9 protein-coding genes are annotated in these 14841 nt (G+C 68.4%); 7 read left to right on the forward strand and 2 right to left on the reverse strand.

Annotation, left to right across the window (positions count from 1 at the left end; genetic code table 11):
* Nucleotides 1–13 precede the first annotated feature (13 nt).
* Genes DB30_RS16545 through DB30_RS16555 form a run of 3 tightly spaced genes read left to right on the forward strand, consistent with a single transcriptional unit; the run spans nt 14 to nt 2064 of the window.
* Nucleotides 14–979 (forward strand): hypothetical protein, encoded by a 966-nt coding sequence (locus DB30_RS16545; protein WP_052549979.1) that lies wholly within the window; start codon nt 14–16, stop codon nt 977–979.
* Nucleotides 980–1001: 22 nt separating this feature from the next.
* On the forward strand, nt 1002–1625 hold the full coding sequence (gene rsfS / locus DB30_RS16550; protein WP_165703803.1) for a ribosome silencing factor: 624 nt from the start codon (nt 1002–1004) through the stop codon (nt 1623–1625).
* A gap of 10 nt (nt 1626–1635) precedes the next feature.
* Nucleotides 1636–2064: a 23S rRNA (pseudouridine(1915)-N(3))-methyltransferase RlmH gene (locus tag DB30_RS16555; protein WP_052549983.1), complete on the forward strand. Its 429-nt coding sequence runs from the start codon at nt 1636–1638 to the stop codon at nt 2062–2064.
* A 209-nt stretch (nt 2065–2273) separates the two neighbouring features.
* Here DB30_RS16555 and DB30_RS16560 read toward each other — a convergent pair whose 3' ends face one another.
* The gene (locus DB30_RS16560; protein ID WP_146659234.1) at nt 2274–2936 is read right to left on the reverse strand and encodes a hypothetical protein; all 663 of its coding nucleotides are present in this window, start codon (nt 2934–2936) and stop codon (nt 2274–2276) included.
* An 83-nt stretch (nt 2937–3019) separates the two neighbouring features.
* On the opposite strand from DB30_RS16560, the gene DB30_RS16565 reads away from it, so the two are divergent.
* Both DB30_RS16565 and DB30_RS16570 read left to right on the forward strand, forming a co-directional pair.
* Entirely contained in the window at nt 3020–3658 is a 639-nt protein-coding gene (locus DB30_RS16565; protein WP_165703804.1) for a ComF family protein, read from the forward strand.
* Between the two features lie 48 nt (nt 3659–3706).
* Complete coding sequence (locus DB30_RS16570; protein ID WP_052549992.1) at nt 3707–4453, forward strand: response regulator transcription factor; 747 nt, start codon at nt 3707–3709, stop codon at nt 4451–4453.
* Here the strand turns inward: DB30_RS16570 and DB30_RS16575 are convergent.
* Nucleotides 4442–6490, reverse strand: a complete 2049-nt coding sequence (locus DB30_RS16575; protein ID WP_052549994.1) for a PAS domain-containing sensor histidine kinase — start codon at nt 6488–6490, stop codon at nt 4442–4444. The two genes, DB30_RS16570 and DB30_RS16575, sit on opposite strands and share 12 nt — an antisense overlap.
* Nucleotides 6491–6582: 92 nt before the next feature.
* Here DB30_RS16575 and DB30_RS16580 point away from each other — a divergent pair, with 92 nt between their 5' ends.
* Both DB30_RS16580 and DB30_RS16585 read left to right on the forward strand, forming a co-directional pair.
* A complete protein-coding gene (locus DB30_RS16580; protein WP_052549996.1) occupies nt 6583–8640 on the forward strand; it encodes a response regulator in 2058 nt (685 codons plus the stop codon).
* A gap of 316 nt (nt 8641–8956) precedes the next feature.
* Complete coding sequence (locus tag DB30_RS16585; protein ID WP_146659238.1) at nt 8957–14836, forward strand: protein kinase domain-containing protein; 5880 nt, start codon at nt 8957–8959, stop codon at nt 14834–14836.
* The last annotated feature ends 5 nt before the right edge of the window (nt 14837–14841 follow it).

Raw genomic sequence — 14841 nt, forward strand, 5'->3', positions numbered from 1 at the left:
CTATCCTCCGCACGTGCGTCCCCGGTCGCAGCCGTTGCGAATCCTCGCCGCCGTCGTCGCGCTTGGCTGCAGCCACGGCTGTGGGGATCGGGACGCGCCGGACACCAAGCGGCTGTCCGGCGCGCGTGATCCGGGCGCCGAGGCCAGCGCCCGCCTCAACAGCTTCGCCGCGGTGCCCGACTGGAACAGCTTCGTCGGATTGCTCGCCCAGCCCCACGCGCTGGCCCGCGAGCTGCTCGGCCCGCACCTGCTGAGCTACCGCGCCGCGATCTCCACGGTCCCGGTCGGTCTAGACGATGCGGCGCCGCTCCCCGACGTGCCCGCAGGACGACCGATCTACGAGCGCTTCAGCGTCGTCGACGAGCTCGAGCTGCGCTGGGGTTCAACGCCCGGTGAGCCGCCGCTGCTCCACCTCGACCAACACAACGAGCACGAGCTCGGGCGCGCGCTGATCGTGATCGACGAGCGCGCGTGGTCGCAGATCGACGGCCGCGGCTGGCTCGAGCGACCGCTCGAGGATGAGCTGTGGCAGGTGTGGGCTGACGACGCCCAGACCGCGGTGCTCGACCTCGTCGAGCTCGCGGGCCCCAGCGTCGACCTTGGACAGATCGAGGCGATCGAGCACGAGGGCCGCCCGGCCCTGCGTGTGAGCCTGCGCGCTGGCGATCGGCCTCACCCTGAACGCACGGTCGAGGCCCTGGTCCCCTGGCGACGAGGCGCGAAGGTCACGCTTCACTCGGGATCGATCGTGCTGGATCGGGCTACTGGCCTGTGGCTCGCCGCGCAAGTGGAGCTGAGCTGGTCCTTCAATGACAGCGCGGGTCGTGAGCTGACGGGCAAAGCGCGGTTTGACGGGCGCGTCCAGGTCCTCGCCGAGCCCCCTGTCATCGCCCCGCCAGACCTCGCCCAGCCGGTCCCCGAGCGCGAGCGGCCCGAGCTGCTGCGCGAGCGCTTGCTCGATGGACTTGCCGGGCCCTGATCCGGCGGGCTATAGCGCACCGATGTCGGACGAGGGGACACCGAGGACATGGAGCCGCGGCGAACTGCCGCCAGCCCTCGAACGAGGCTTGGTGGCGGCCGTCGATCGGGGCGCCAAGGCGCCGGTGATCCTGCGCCTGACCGAGGTCGCCGGCTACACCGACTGGGCGCTGCTGATCTCCGCTCGATCCGAGCGGCAGGTCCGGGGCATCGTCGACGGGATCCTCGAGACGGTCCAAGACGGCACGACCAAGCTGATCGGCAGCGACGGCCTCGACCTGTATCTGTGGGCCCTGCTCGACTACGACGACTTCTTGATCCACGTGTTCTACCACCCGGTCCGTCGCCACTACGACCTCGAGAGTATGTGGAGCGACGCCCCCCGGGTCGAGCTGGGGCTCCCGGCCGAGACCATGGACGACAGCGACCTCGACGGCCTCGCCGCGCCGGATCCGATGCCCAGCTACCGCGGTGACCTGGCCTTCGGCGGCTTCGAAGACGAGTTCGTCGACGACGACGACGACGACGAGTCTGAAGAGGATCCCGAGTTCGTCGACGACGATCTGTTCGACGACGACCCCCCGGTGAGCCCCACCGCAGACTCGGAAGCCGCCGCCAACCCCGACGACGATCTGTTCGACACCTGAGCAGGTTGCGGTGCGGCTTCGGATCCTAGCCGTCGGCAAGCTCAAGCAGCCCGGCCTCGAGTCCCTCGTCAGCGACTACATCAAGCGCGCGCGCTCGCTCTTGCCGATCGAGCTGTGTCACCTACGCGACCTCGCCGCCCTACGCAGCCGAGCTCAACCCTCGCAGACCGGCCCCCGCGTCGTCCTAGACGAGCGGGGCGAACAGATCACCAGCGAGACCCTGGCCGCCTGGCTGAGCACCTGGCAGTCCACCGGAGCCCGCCAAGTCGACTTCCTCATCGGCGACGCCCACGGCTTCAACGACAACGATCGCCAGTCCGCAGCCCGCGTCATGGCCCTCTCGAAGATGACCCTCCCCCACCGCCTAGCCCAAGTCCTATTGGTCGAGCAGCTCTACCGAGCCGGCACAATCCTAGCCAACCACCCCTATCATCATTGACCCCCCGACGAGGTCCCCAAAGCCCCCGACGAGGACCGTCAAGCCCCCGACGAGGTCCCCCACCCCCCCGAGGATGTCCGCCGAAGCCACCCGAGCCCCCTTCCAGGGGGCCACACATGCGGATGCGAACAGCCAGCCCCGAGGAGCGAAGCGACCAGACGCGAAGCGGCTGCAGTCGGCAAAGTGCGAAGACCTATGTGGGGGTCATATCAAGCCGCGTTGCACCAATTGATGGTGGACGGGGCGACTTTGCCAGCCGAGACCTCCACACAAACCTCGACATCCGCCAGCTTGCGCCCGCCCCCTCGGATCTCGATCGAGAGGGTCAAGAAGCTCCCCTGGGGACGATCGCTGCGAAACCGCACCGTTGCGACCGAGTTGAGCGGCTCGCCAACCCCCACATGCCCGAGCGAGCGCAGCTTCCCAGCCGAGGTTGGCTCGAGCACACAACCGTCGAGCCCGCTCGCGTGCTCGAGCGCCTCGAGTGCGCGCGCGAGCACCAAATCCTGCGGAACCGGACTACCGGCGACCAACGGCCGCTCGAGGCGAGATCGGAAGCCAGGACGATCATCCCGGCCGCCGAGCACTTTGGCGCGCTCCCAAGCCGCCACATCGTGGGGCGTGATCTGGAACGCGGAGGAAAACAGGACTTCACCAACACCGAAACTCAATGGAGTACGCATGGGTATCGAACCTCCTCCCTTTTGTTCTGAACCCGCGGACGGCATTGCGCCACGCCGCGAGATCGGGGTTGGAGCAAGGGTCTGCGCGCACCAAATCGCCGCCAGAACCGCACCAGACGTCAAATAGAGCGATTCTGTGGGTTTTGAAGCGAGCCGCGTGTTCGCGACAATCATGAAATAGCCGCTCAATGTAGAGATCTCCTCGGAGATCTCCTCCCCGATATTCGTGCCAAACCCTGCAAATCCGCGCGTCCGGGGCCGACAAGCCCTGCGTGTGGACTCCAGTGTTTCCCCCGATCTGTCTCGGATGTGAGCGGCTGCTTCGTCACGACGACGCGCTCGCGCTGTGCTCTCGCTGTCACCCGCTGCAGGCCCGCCTGCCAGACTCGGTGGCCGAAGCCAACGGCATCCGAGCCCTGTGGTCCTACGACGGCCCGCTGAGCCGAGCCGTCGTGCGGCTCAAATTCAGCGGCGCGCTCGCGCTCGCCGGCCCGCTCGGGCGGCTCTTGGTCGCGGATCCCGGGGTGCTCGATGGCTGTGATCGAGTCGTCTCGGTGCCGCTGCACTGGCGGCGCCGGCTCGTCCGCGGCTTTGATCAGAGCGAAGAGCTGAGCCGCTGGGCTGTCCGACACGCGCGGCAAACCCTGCGCTCGCGCGCCCCGGTGCTCGCTCGGCGCGTGCTCGCCCGATCCCGCGCGACGCGACCTCAGACCCAGCTCGACGCGCCCGCGCGCGCCGCCAACGTCGAAGGCGCGTTCTTCGTCCGCCGCCCCGAGCAGGTTCGCGGTCGTCGAGTGCTGCTCATCGACGACGTGACCACGACCGGCGCGACCGCCCAGGCTTGCATGCACGCGCTGCGCGAGGCGGGGGTCGCCTCGGTCACGGCCTTGGCGCTGCTCCGCGCGCTCTAGAATTGGAACTTCGAGCAGCGCAGCAACGAACAGGATCCAGCTACCGCCATGCCACTCGATCTCCCCAGCTCCGGCCGCCGCCCAGCCGCCCCGTCCCTCTCGGTGGTCGCTGGCGCATCTGTCACCTCACTCGCCGACTACGCGCAGCCGCCATGGCCGGCGCCAGCGGCCCCCGTCGCAACTCCGGTTGGGATCCCAGTCGCGATCGTGAGCGCGGATCCGCGGATCGCTGCGAGCCTGCGCGCCAAGCTGAACGCGGCCGCCGGCGTGCGCTTGATCGAGGATCCTTCAGCCCGGGCCGGCATCATCGTCTGGGCGGCTCCACCCTCGGACCCGGGTGAGCTACCCGTGCTGCCCCTCGATCCCGCCCACCACGCCGGACACGAGCCGCCGGCCGTGATCGCCCTGATCTCGGACACCACCGACCCGCTCCCGCTGCTTGCTGCGGGGGTCCGCGGATTGCTCGACACCAACGTCGAGATCGGCCGGCTGCGCGCAGCGATCATCGCCGTGCAGCTGGGTCTGAGCGTGCTCGACGAAGACCCCGCCGACGCGATCGTCGCGGCCTGGTCCCCCTCGCGCCAGGCACCGGCGAACGATCACCTGACACCGCGTGAGCAGCAGGTGCTCGAGCACCTCGCCGAGGGCCTGTCAAACCGCGCGATCGGTCAGGCGCTCGGGATCTCCGCCCACACCGTCAAGTTCCACGTCGACGCGCTGCTCGACAAGCTCGGCGCCCGCTCGCGCACGCAGGTCGTGGTCAAGGCGATCCGCGCGGGCCTGCTACGTCTCTAGGTCGAGGTCCAGGCCCCACCCGTTGTCAACGCGAAGGTTGACGTGAAACCGGGTGTACTCGCCGGGCATGCTCTCGACCTCGAGCTCGCCGCGGTGCTCGCGAATGATCCCATGGCTGACCGACAGCCCCAGGCCGGTGCCCTCATTGCGGGCCTTGGTCGAAAAGAACGGGTCGAACACACGATCGATCGCATCGAGCGAGATGCCGCTGCCGTGATCTTCAACGGTCGTCCGCACCCACGGCTCGCCGTCTCGCTCCTGCACGCTGGCCTGGATCAAGATGCACTTGTTGTCGTCGGACTCTGGATAGCGGGCGTCTAGGGCGTCGCGGGCGTTGCCGATCAGGTTCATGAAGACCTGTTGGATCTGCTGGCTGCGACACTTGATCGGGGGGATGTCAGGCGGGATCTCGACGCGCACGTCGATCTGACTGCGGCGCAACACGGCGCGCATCAAGGTCAACGTCGACTCGATGACCTCACTGATCCGCGCGGGGCTGTGGTGCTCTTTCTCCTGCCGCGCGAACGCCAGCAGGTTGCGGACGATCGTCGCCACGCGCTCGGTCTCGGCGACGATCTCGCCCGCGAAGTCAGCGACCACCCCGCCCGGCTCCGCCCGGATCCGCACCAGGTCGGCGTAGTTCATGATGCTCTGGATCGGGTTGTTGATCTCGTGGGCGACACCGCTGGCCAGCGTGCCGATCGACTCGAGCTTTTGTTGCTGACGCAGCTGGGCCTCGAGGTTGGCGCGCTCGCGCTCGGCGGACTTGCGATCGCTGACGTCGGTGCCGATCAGCAAGAAGCCTCGGGCGCCGCCGTCGACGTAGGGCACCACGCGGTTGGACCACCACCGCTCGCGCTCGCCAGCCCCACCCGCAGGCAGGCTGATCTCGTAGCTCGACGGCGCGCCGGTTCGCAGCGCGTTCTCCATCGCGCGACGCAGCGCGCCCCCGGCCTCGGGGCTGAGGTGCGCAAACACGTGGGTGCCGTAGAGCTCCTCGGCCCGACGCTCGCCGACCGCTCGATTGGTCACCACGATCCGACCGTCGGCGTCGAGCTCCGTGATTCGATCTGGCACGTTCTCCCACAAGAACCGCCAGCGAGCTTCGGAGCGTCGCAGCGCGAGCTCCGCAACGCGGCGCTCGGTGACATCGGTGAGGATCATTGTGATAGCGACCACGCTACCCCCGCGCATGACCGGGGCGCCCTGGACTTCGTACCAGCGGGCGTCCCGCTCCTCCGCACCCTGCGCAATGATCCCGCGCAGCCGAAATTCATGGGCGCTCTTGCGCTCGACGATCTCGGTGATCGCGGCCTGCAGATCCGGACCGCTCTGCCCGCCCGCGAGCTCGAACACGCTCGACCCAATCAGCTCCCAGGGTTCGCGCCCATCAACGGGGACCTGGCGATTGACGAACAGGATCGTGCCCTCCAGATCGATCGTCACGATCACGTTGGGCGCATGCTCGACGAGCGAGAGAAACCGGGCCTCGACGTGGCCCAGCGCGTCTTCGGTCCGCTTTCGTTCGGTGATCAGCTCACCGCTGGCGTGGACCCGCCGACCGGTCCCCTCGCCGCGACCGTCGAGTCGCTGGCGGACCCACATGATCGACCCGTCGCGTCCCAGCAGGCGAAATTCGTGAACGGCTTGGTCGCGGCCCCCTGCGCTAGTCCCACGCATGACCGCCTCTACGATGCTCGCGTAGGCTTCGGTGTCGTCGAGGTGCAGCTTCGCATCCGCGGCGGACGCGAGCTCCCTGACGTAGGCGCTGTCGTGCCCGGTGGTGCGCGTGAAGCTGCGTGTCGTCCACGCGCGCACTTCGAGTCCGCTCTCGACAGTCCGCGCAGACCACCAGTAGCCCGACGTGAGCTGCGAGAACACGTCCAAGTCTTCGTGTGCCGTTTTTAACTCGGCGCGAGTTCGCGCCAGTTCCTCACGCAGCGCTTCCATGGCCGGGCCTGGCTCGGCGTCATCGGCCGCTCCTCGTTCCGGCTCGTCATCCATGAAGACCATCGTGTCGGCGACTTGGCCGGTCATGTTATACCCGCAGAGTAGGACTGAGAAAATCGATCAGTCCGCAGCGCGCCGCCTCGTCCCAGTCACCCGTCACCCGTCCCCCGTCGCCCACCATGGCCCGAATCCTCGTCGTAGACGACGAACGCAGCTTGCGTCGTACCTTTGCCTTGTTCCTTCGTGACGATGGCCACGAAGTAGAGACCGCGGAGGACGTCGATCAGGCGCTCGAAACGCTAGAAGCGGCCTGGGTGAAGGCGCAGGCCGAAGGCGGCGGTCACTTCGACGTCGTCGTCTCCGACATCATCCTGCCTCGCCGCAGCGGGGTCTCCCTGATGGAGGCCGTCGCCGAGCGGTGGCCAGACATCAAAGTAATTTTGGTGACGGGCGAGCCCACGGTCGAGACGGCGGCCAGCGCAGTGCGCTCAGGTGCCTACGACTACATCTCCAAGCCAGTCTCCAGCTCGAAGATCCGCAAGGTCGTCGGCTCGGCGGCCCGGGTCAAATCCCTCCAAGACGACAACAACCGGCTGCAAGCGGAGAACGACCAGCAGCGAGCCGAGCTCGCCAGGCTGGTCGAGGTCCGCACGGCAGAGGTGCGCGACACCAAAGAAGCGCTGGCCTCGACCGTGGAGCGGATCAGCCGGATCGCTTCAAACATCCCAGGCGTGCTCCTCCAATTCGAGCGCCAGTCAGACGGCGAATTCGAGTTCACGTTCATGGCCGACAGCGCCCAAGAGACGTTCGGGATCAACCCAACGGACGTGGTCGCGGACGCGCGGGCGTTCACGGACCGCGTGCACCCGGAAGACAGCGAAGACCTTCGTGAGTCGCTGGCCCGCTCCGCCGAGACCCTGAGCCTGTGGAGCTGGGAGGGACGCATCATCCTGCCATCGGGCGACGTCCGCTGGTTTCAGGCCCAGTCGCGGCCCGTGCGAAACGAGTCGGGCACGGTGGTCTGGGACGGGGTCATGCTCGACATGAGCGAGCGCAAGGATCTGCAGGCGCGCCTGATGCTCTCGGATCGCATGGCCTCGATCGGCACCCTCGCCGCCGGCGTGGCCCACGAGATCAACAACCCGCTCACCTACGTGCTCGCCAACCTGCACATCCTTGGCAAGCGCGCCGAAAAAGCGATCGGGATCGATCAGAGCGACGCGGCCCGCAGCCAGCTTTGCTCGCAAGATACGCTGCAGCTCCTACGAGAGACCGCAGAGGGTGCGCGTCGGGTTCGCGACATCGCCCGCGACCTGAAGACCTTCTCGCGCTCGAGCGACGAGGTCCAACCCGTCGACGTGCGCCAAGTGCTGGACTCCTCGCTGCGCATGGCGATCAACGAGATCCGCCACCGCGCTCGGCTCGAGCGCAACTACCTGGGTTCGCCGCTGGTGTTGGCGAACGCCTCGCGGCTTGGCCAGGTGTTTCTCAACCTGATCGTCAACGCCGCCCAGGCGATCCCCGAGGGCGCCGCCGACGACAACTTGATCAAACTAACGACCACGACCGGCGAAGATGGCCACGCCGAGGTCATCGTCGCCGACTCCGGCACCGGCATCGCCAAGCACCTGATCGAGCGGATCTTCGAGCCCTTCGTGACCATGAAGCCAGTCGGGGTCGGGACCGGCCTTGGGCTGTATATCTGCCGCGACATCATTCATCACATCGGCGGCGTGATTCAGGTCGACTCCGTGGTCGGCGAAGGCACCAGCTTCACGGTCAGGCTGCCCCCCGCCCCGGCCGACGCCGTGCTCAGCCCGCTCATGCCCGTGCCCGGGCGCAAGCGCCAAGAAGATCTGCCGCGCGCGCGAATCCTGGTCATCGACGACGAGCCCAACATTGGCCGGAGCTTCGTGCGCTCGCTGCCCGAGCACGAGATCACCGTGGTCGACAGCGGCCGCGAGGGCGTGCGTGCCCTCGATGACGGCGCCACCTTCGATCTGATCTTCTGCGATGTCATGATGCCCGACGTCACCGGTCGCGACGTCCACGAGCACATCACGGAGCACCACCCCGGCATGCTCGACAAGATCGTGTTCATGACCGGTGGCGCGTTTACCGAGCGCGCCGCAGAGTTCATCGCGCGCGTCAACGCCCCGCGCGTGGACAAGCCATTCGATGTGTCCACGATTCGAGCCGTGCTCCGTCAAAAGCTGGACCCGAACTATCAGGGTTGAGGCAGGGTTAGGGCAGGGCTGAAGCGGGGCTGAGGCAGTGACTCCGTGCGCCGTGTGTCCATCCGCGGTGCGCCCGAGTGTCATCTTCTCGCTTGTCGTTCCGAAACCACGCACTGGCACTGGCACCGAGTTGCCAGGGTCGGGGGCGAGCTCCCCCGACCCGCGGCCGGCCCAGCGACGGGCTCGATCCCTCACATCGCGCACAAATAGCCGTCCTGGCCAAGGTGCGAACCGAGCGACGCTCCCGATGCGCAAGTTCAAGCGCGGGGCGTCACGCTCTGGCAAAGTACATGCTGCCTGTGGAGGGGCCTAGTCAATGTCTGTGCCGGGCTTCGAACCGGGACCGCTGATCCACGCGGGATCGCGGTCTCGAATCCTCCGCGCGCGTCGGCAGCACGACGGCGTGTCGGTGGTGCTCAAGACCTTGGCGTCGAGCCGGCCGAGCTCACAGGCGATCGCTCGGCTCCGGCGTGAGTGGGAGATCGGGCAGGTCTTCTCGCACGCCAACGTCGTCCGCTTCCTCAGCTTCGAGACCAACGGGCACGCCGCCGCGATCGTCATGGAGGACTTCGAGGGTGTCTCGCTGGCCGAGCGAATCCCCGCGCGTGGGTTCAGCGTCGACCGGTTCTTGGACATCGCGGTCCAGCTCGCGCGGGGGCTCTCGGCGATCCATGCCGGCGGCGTCATCCACAAGGACGTCAAGCCTCGCAACATCCTGATCGACGCGGCGGGCGAGCAGCTGAAGTTCATCGACTTTGGCGTGTCCGCGCGGCTCGACGACGGCGAGCGCCTGACCGTGGCGCCCAACCGCCTCGAGGGCACGCTCGCCTATATTTCACCCGAGCAGACGGGGCGCATGAACCGGGCGCTGGATCACCGCGCGGATCTCTACTCGCTCGGCGTGACCTTGTACGAGCTGCTGTGCGGCCAGGTCCCATTCTCGGCCGCCGAGGCGCTGGAGCTGGTTCACTGCCACCTCGCGAAGCTGCCCGAGCCCCCGATCCACCTGCGCCCCGAGACCTCCGAGCAGCTCTCGCGGATCATCATGAAGCTGCTCGCCAAGGCCCCGGAGGACCGCTACCAGAGCAGCCGCGGGCTCTACCATGATCTGCTGCGCATTCGCGATCTGCTGAGCATGCGCGACGGGCTGCCCACGCGGGACCTTCAAGACGCCCCTGCTTCGCCCCGCGACCGCGACCCATCTCAGGCCCACGGGTCGGCCTCGCGCCGCTCGCCGATCCCCAATTTCGAGCTTGGCACCCACGATCGCCGGCCCGAGCTGCGGGTCCCCGAGCGGCTGTTTGGGCGAGATCGCGACCTCGAGGCGCTCGAGCGGTCATGGGCCAGGGCCCAGCGCGGGCGCCCGTCAATTGTGTTGGTCTCGGGCAGCTCGGGGGTTGGCAAGTCCGCGCTGATCAGCGCGTTCGAGAGCCGCCTGAGCGGGCGCGCGGGCGCGTTCATCAGCGGCAAATTTGGACAGCTCGGCAGTCGCGCGGCCTACGAGGCGTTCGCCACCGCGTTTCGCAGCCTGGCCGGGCGCATCCTTGGCGCGGGCATGGAAGAATTCGGTGATTGGCGCGCCCGGCTGTCCGAGGCGCTGGCGATCAACGGTCGGATCCTGCTCGACGTTGTCCCCGAGATGGAGCCGATCGTGGGCGCGCTGCCCCCGGTCGCGCCGCTTGGCCCCGAGGAGTCCCTGCAGCGCTTCAACCTGGTGTTTCGCCGGTTCGTCCGGGCCTGCGCCAGCGCGGGCCAGCCCCTGACGCTGTTCCTCGATGACCTCCAGTGGGCCGACCCGGGCAGCCTCGCGCTGCTCGAGCTGCTCGCCGCCGACGATGAACAGAGCCACCTGCTGCTGATCGCCTCGGTCCGCGATGACGAGCTCGACGCCGACCACCCGACCCGCCACTCGCTCGCCAACCTCCGCCTGTGCGGCGCCTCGGTCACCGAGCTGCCGCTGCGCTCGCTGGGCGTCGCCGAGGTCGAGACGCTGATCAGCGAAGCCCTGGGCCGCCCGCCCCCGCGTCCGCGCGAGCTGGCCGAGCTCGTGGTCGAGCGCACCGCTGGCAACCCGCTGTTCGTCCGCACCTTCTTGCAGATGGCGTGGGAAGAGAAGCTGCTCAGCGCCGACGAGCCAAGCCTCGAGCTGTCCAGCGACCTCGAGGCCCACGCTGGCGTGAGCTGGACCTGGGACGAGACCGGGCTGCGCCAGATGCAGGCCAGCGAGTCCGTCGGCGAGCTGCTCGCGCGGCGCCTGCTGCAGCTGCCGGACTCGACCCGCAACGTGCTGCGCACGGCGGCCTGCTTGGGCGGCTCGTTCACGCACGAGACCGTCGCCGCGATCAACGAGGTCCCGGCCACCGCGACGCTCGAGGACCTGCGGGCCGCGGCCCGGGCCGGGATGATCCTGCTGCGCGACGACGAGCGCTGGGACTTCGTCCACAACCGCGTGCGCGAGGCGGCCTACGACCTGTTGCCGCCCAACGAGCGCGCCGCGGCGCACCTGCGGATTGGCAACATGCTGCTGGCCAACACCCCCGACGACCGGCTCGCCGAGCGTGTGTTCAACATCGTCGATCACCTCGACAGCGGCCGCACGCTGATCACCACGCCCACCGAGCTCGCTCGCCTCACCGAGCTCGCCCGCCTCGCTGGCGAGCGCGCCCACAAGGCAACGGCCTACAAGACGGCCGCACGCTACCTGCGAACCGGCGTCGAGTGCTTGAGCCTCATTGACGAGCTAGGTGACGCCAGCGGGGCCAACGAAGGTCCTCGCGCGTGGCGGGACCACTACAAGCTCGCGCTCGCGCTGCACCGCGAACTCGCGATCGCCGAGTACCTGTGCGACGAGGTCGAGCCCTCGCGCTCGCGGATCACGACCGCGCTCGACCACGTCCACGATCCCGTCGATCGCGTCGAGCTCTTCGACCTTTTGGTGTTCCAGCAGACCATGGCCACGCAGTACGCCGAGGCCATCGCAACCGGACGTCGGGGGCTCGCGCTGCTCGGCATCAGCCTGCCCGCGAGCGACGAGGCGATCGATCAAGCGCTCGCGGCCGCGCTCGCCGAGTACCGCGAGCGCCTCGAGGAGCGACTGCGCGGAGGCTCCGTCGCCTCGCTGATCGAGCTGCCGTCGATGCCGCAACGAGACACCCGCGGGGCCGCGCGTCTGCTCGCAACGATGATCAGCGCGGCCTACAGCGACGACTATCGGCTGTTTCCGCTCGTGACCCTGCTGCTCGTCAACCTGACCCTCGCGCACGGCTCGCTGCCCGAGTCGGCGTTTGGCTATGCGCACCACGGGACCTTCGTCGGCGCCGTGCTCGGTGATCACGAGACCGCGTACGAGTGGGGCGCGCTCGCGCTCGCGCTCGCGCGCCGGTCCAACGACCTCGAGCAAGAGGCCCGCGCGTGCTACATCGTCGCCGGCTTCCTGTTGCCGTGGCGGGGCCCGATCGACGAGTGCGAGGCGCTCAACGACCGCGGTCAGCAGGCCGCGACCGAGTCCGGTCAGCTCCAGTTCGTCGGCTACATTCAATACCAGCGCCAGCTGTTGCACATGTTCGCCGGCACCCCGCTTGCGCGGATCGAGCTCGAGCTCGCGCGCACGCTGCCGCAGCTGACCGAGATCAACCACGTGTACGCGGCCAACGTCGTGCGTGGCGTGCAGCTCATCGTCGCCGCGCTGCTCGGTGAGCGCCTCGCAGGAGATGTCCGCGACCTCGCCACGCTCGAGCGCGAGTTCTTGGCCGAGTGTCGGCAGCGCCACAGCCACATCGCGCTGTGCGTCCACCAGATCTACAGCGCGCAGCTGCACTACCTCCACGGGGATCCGACCGCTGCGCTCGCGTGCATCACCGCCAGCAAGGAATTCCTGCCCTACGCGATCGGCCACGTCGCGCTCGCCGATCGCAATTTTTACCACTCGTTGGCGCTCGCGGCCTCGCTGCCCGATCTGCCCGAGGCCCGCCGCCGGCTGGCGCTCGCAACCATCGAGCACAACCAAGATCAGATGGCGCAGTGGGCCAAGAGCGCCCCGCAGAACTTCGAGCACAAGCACCTGCTGGTCGCCGCAGAGCTGGCCCGATTTGACGGCGACGTGCTCGCGGCCCTCGATCTGTACGAGCGGGCGATCGCCAGCGCCGTCACCCACGGCTTCATCCACGTCCATGCGCTGGCCAGCGAGCTCGCGGCCCGGATGTGGACGGCGCGCGGCAACTCGCGCCTGGCCCGGCCCTTCTTCGCTGCTGCGATCGCGAGCTACCGCGCCTGGGGTGCGCGACGAAAGCTGCGCCTGCTCCAGGCCGAGCAGCCAGCGCTCTACCGCGAGCTGACCGTCGACACCCGCCGCAGCAAGTTCACCGCGACCTCCGAGCCATGGGCCGGGACCGGCAGCTCGCAGGCGCTCGACCTCGCTACCGTGACCCGGGCCTCGCAAGCGATCTCCAGCGAGATCGATCTGGACCGCCTGCTCGCCCGCATGATGCAGATCATCCTGCTCAACGCGGGCGCCAACCGGGGCTTCTTGATCCTCGAGTCCGAAGACGACTTTCGGATCGAAGCCGCGGCCAGCAGCGAGATCGACGAGGTCGAGCTGAACTACAAGCGCCCGCTCGCCGACGCGGAGCTGGCCGTTGGGGTCGTCCGGCACGTGCTGCGCAGCGGCGAGAACGTGGTGCTCGAGGACGCCTACCGCCGCGGCCCCTTCACCAAGGATCCCCACGTGGTTCGGCGGCGGCTCAAGTCGGTGTTGTGCACGCCGATCCGCCACAAGGACGAGCTGGTCGGGGTCTTGTACCTGGAGAACGAGCTCACCGCGGCCGCGTTCACCGACTCGCGCACCGAGGTCCTGCAGATCCTGCTCTCGCAAGCCGCGATCTCGCTCGAGAACGCTCGCTACTACAACGAGCTCAAGACCCTCAACGCCGAGCTGCGAAGCCGCGCCGATGAGCTCGCCTCGTCCAAGACCCAGCTCGAGGCCGAGATCCTCGAGCGCGAGCGAAGCCAAGCCAAGCGGGTCGCGCTCGAGGCCCAGCTGCGGCAGTCACAGAAGATGGAGGCGATCGGGCAGCTCGCGGGCGGCGTGGCCCACGACTTCAACAACCTGCTCACGACGATCATCGGCTCGACCGATGTCCTCAGCGCGCGCGCGCGCGGCGATGTCGACAACCACAGCGGCGCCACCGAGGTCCGGGTGATCCGCGAGGCTGCCGAGCGCGGGGCCTCGCTCACGCGTCAGCTCCTGGCCTTCTCTCGCCGCCAGGTGTTGCAGCCCGAGGTCGTCGAGATCAACGCGCTGGTCGAGCGCAGCGGCTCGATCCTCGAGCGCCTGCTCGGCGCCGAGTACGAACTCAACGTCCGCTTGGCGACCCGGCTGGGTCGAGTCCGGGTCGACCCGGGACAGCTCGAGCAGGTGATCCTCAACCTCGTCATCAACGCCCGCGACGCGAGCGACCCCGGCGGCAAGGTCTGGCTCTCGACCCGCGCCGAGCACCTGACGCAGCGGCGCCAGGGCCAGCCTCACGACGTCCGCCCCGGCGACTGGATCGTGCTCGAGGTCAGCGACACCGGCGCGGGCATGAAGCCCGAGTCGATCGCCCACATCTTCGAGCCCTTCTTCACGACCAAGGGGGTCGGCAAGGGCACGGGCCTGGGCCTCTCGACCGTGCTGGGGATCGTGCAGCAGTCGGACGGGGCCGTGACCGTCACCACCAAGCTCGGCGTGGGCACGACCTTCGAGATCTGGCTGCCCCGGATCGACGCACCCGCGGATCGGGATCTCCGGCCCACCGAAACCGAGGATCCCGACCCGAGCTCGAGCACTGGCCGCGAGACCGTCCTCGTGGTCGAGGACGAGGCCCCGGTCCGCCGCACCGTCGAGCAGATCCTCTCGCTGCACGGCTACACGGTGTTCACGGCCGAAGACGGCGAGGCCTCGCTCGAGCTGTTTCACGCCCACGCGGGCACCATCGATCTGGTGCTCACCGACTTCGTGATGCCCCGGCTGGGCGGCCTCGACCTCGCCACCAAGCTGCGCGCGATCGAGCCGGGGATCAAAATCCTGTTCATGAGCGGGTTCACCGCCGGCCAGCTGGCGCACGACAAGATCGCCGCGCTGGGCGGCATCGAGCTGATCGAGAAGCCGTTTCGGGCGGCCGCGCTGGCCGAGCGCATCCGGCAACTACTGGACTCTTAGCTGGC

Source organism: Enhygromyxa salina (genome assembly GCF_000737335.2).
GTDB classification, from domain to species: Bacteria; Myxococcota_A; Polyangia; order Nannocystales; family Nannocystaceae; genus Plesiocystis; species Plesiocystis salina_C.

Coding starts and splice junctions, on each gene's coding strand:
- rsfS (WP_165703803.1), top strand. CDS start 1,002: ATGTCGGACGAGGGGACACCGAGGACATGGAGCCGCGGCGAACTGCCG.
- DB30_RS16570 (WP_052549992.1), top strand. CDS start 3,707: ATGCCACTCGATCTCCCCAGCTCCGGCCGCCGCCCAGCCGCCCCGTCC.
- DB30_RS16575 (WP_052549994.1), bottom strand. CDS start 6,490: ATGACCGGCCAAGTCGCCGACACGATGGTCTTCATGGATGACGAGCCG.
- DB30_RS16580 (WP_052549996.1), top strand. CDS start 6,583: ATGGCCCGAATCCTCGTCGTAGACGACGAACGCAGCTTGCGTCGTACC.
- DB30_RS16585 (WP_146659238.1), top strand. CDS start 8,957: ATGTCTGTGCCGGGCTTCGAACCGGGACCGCTGATCCACGCGGGATCG.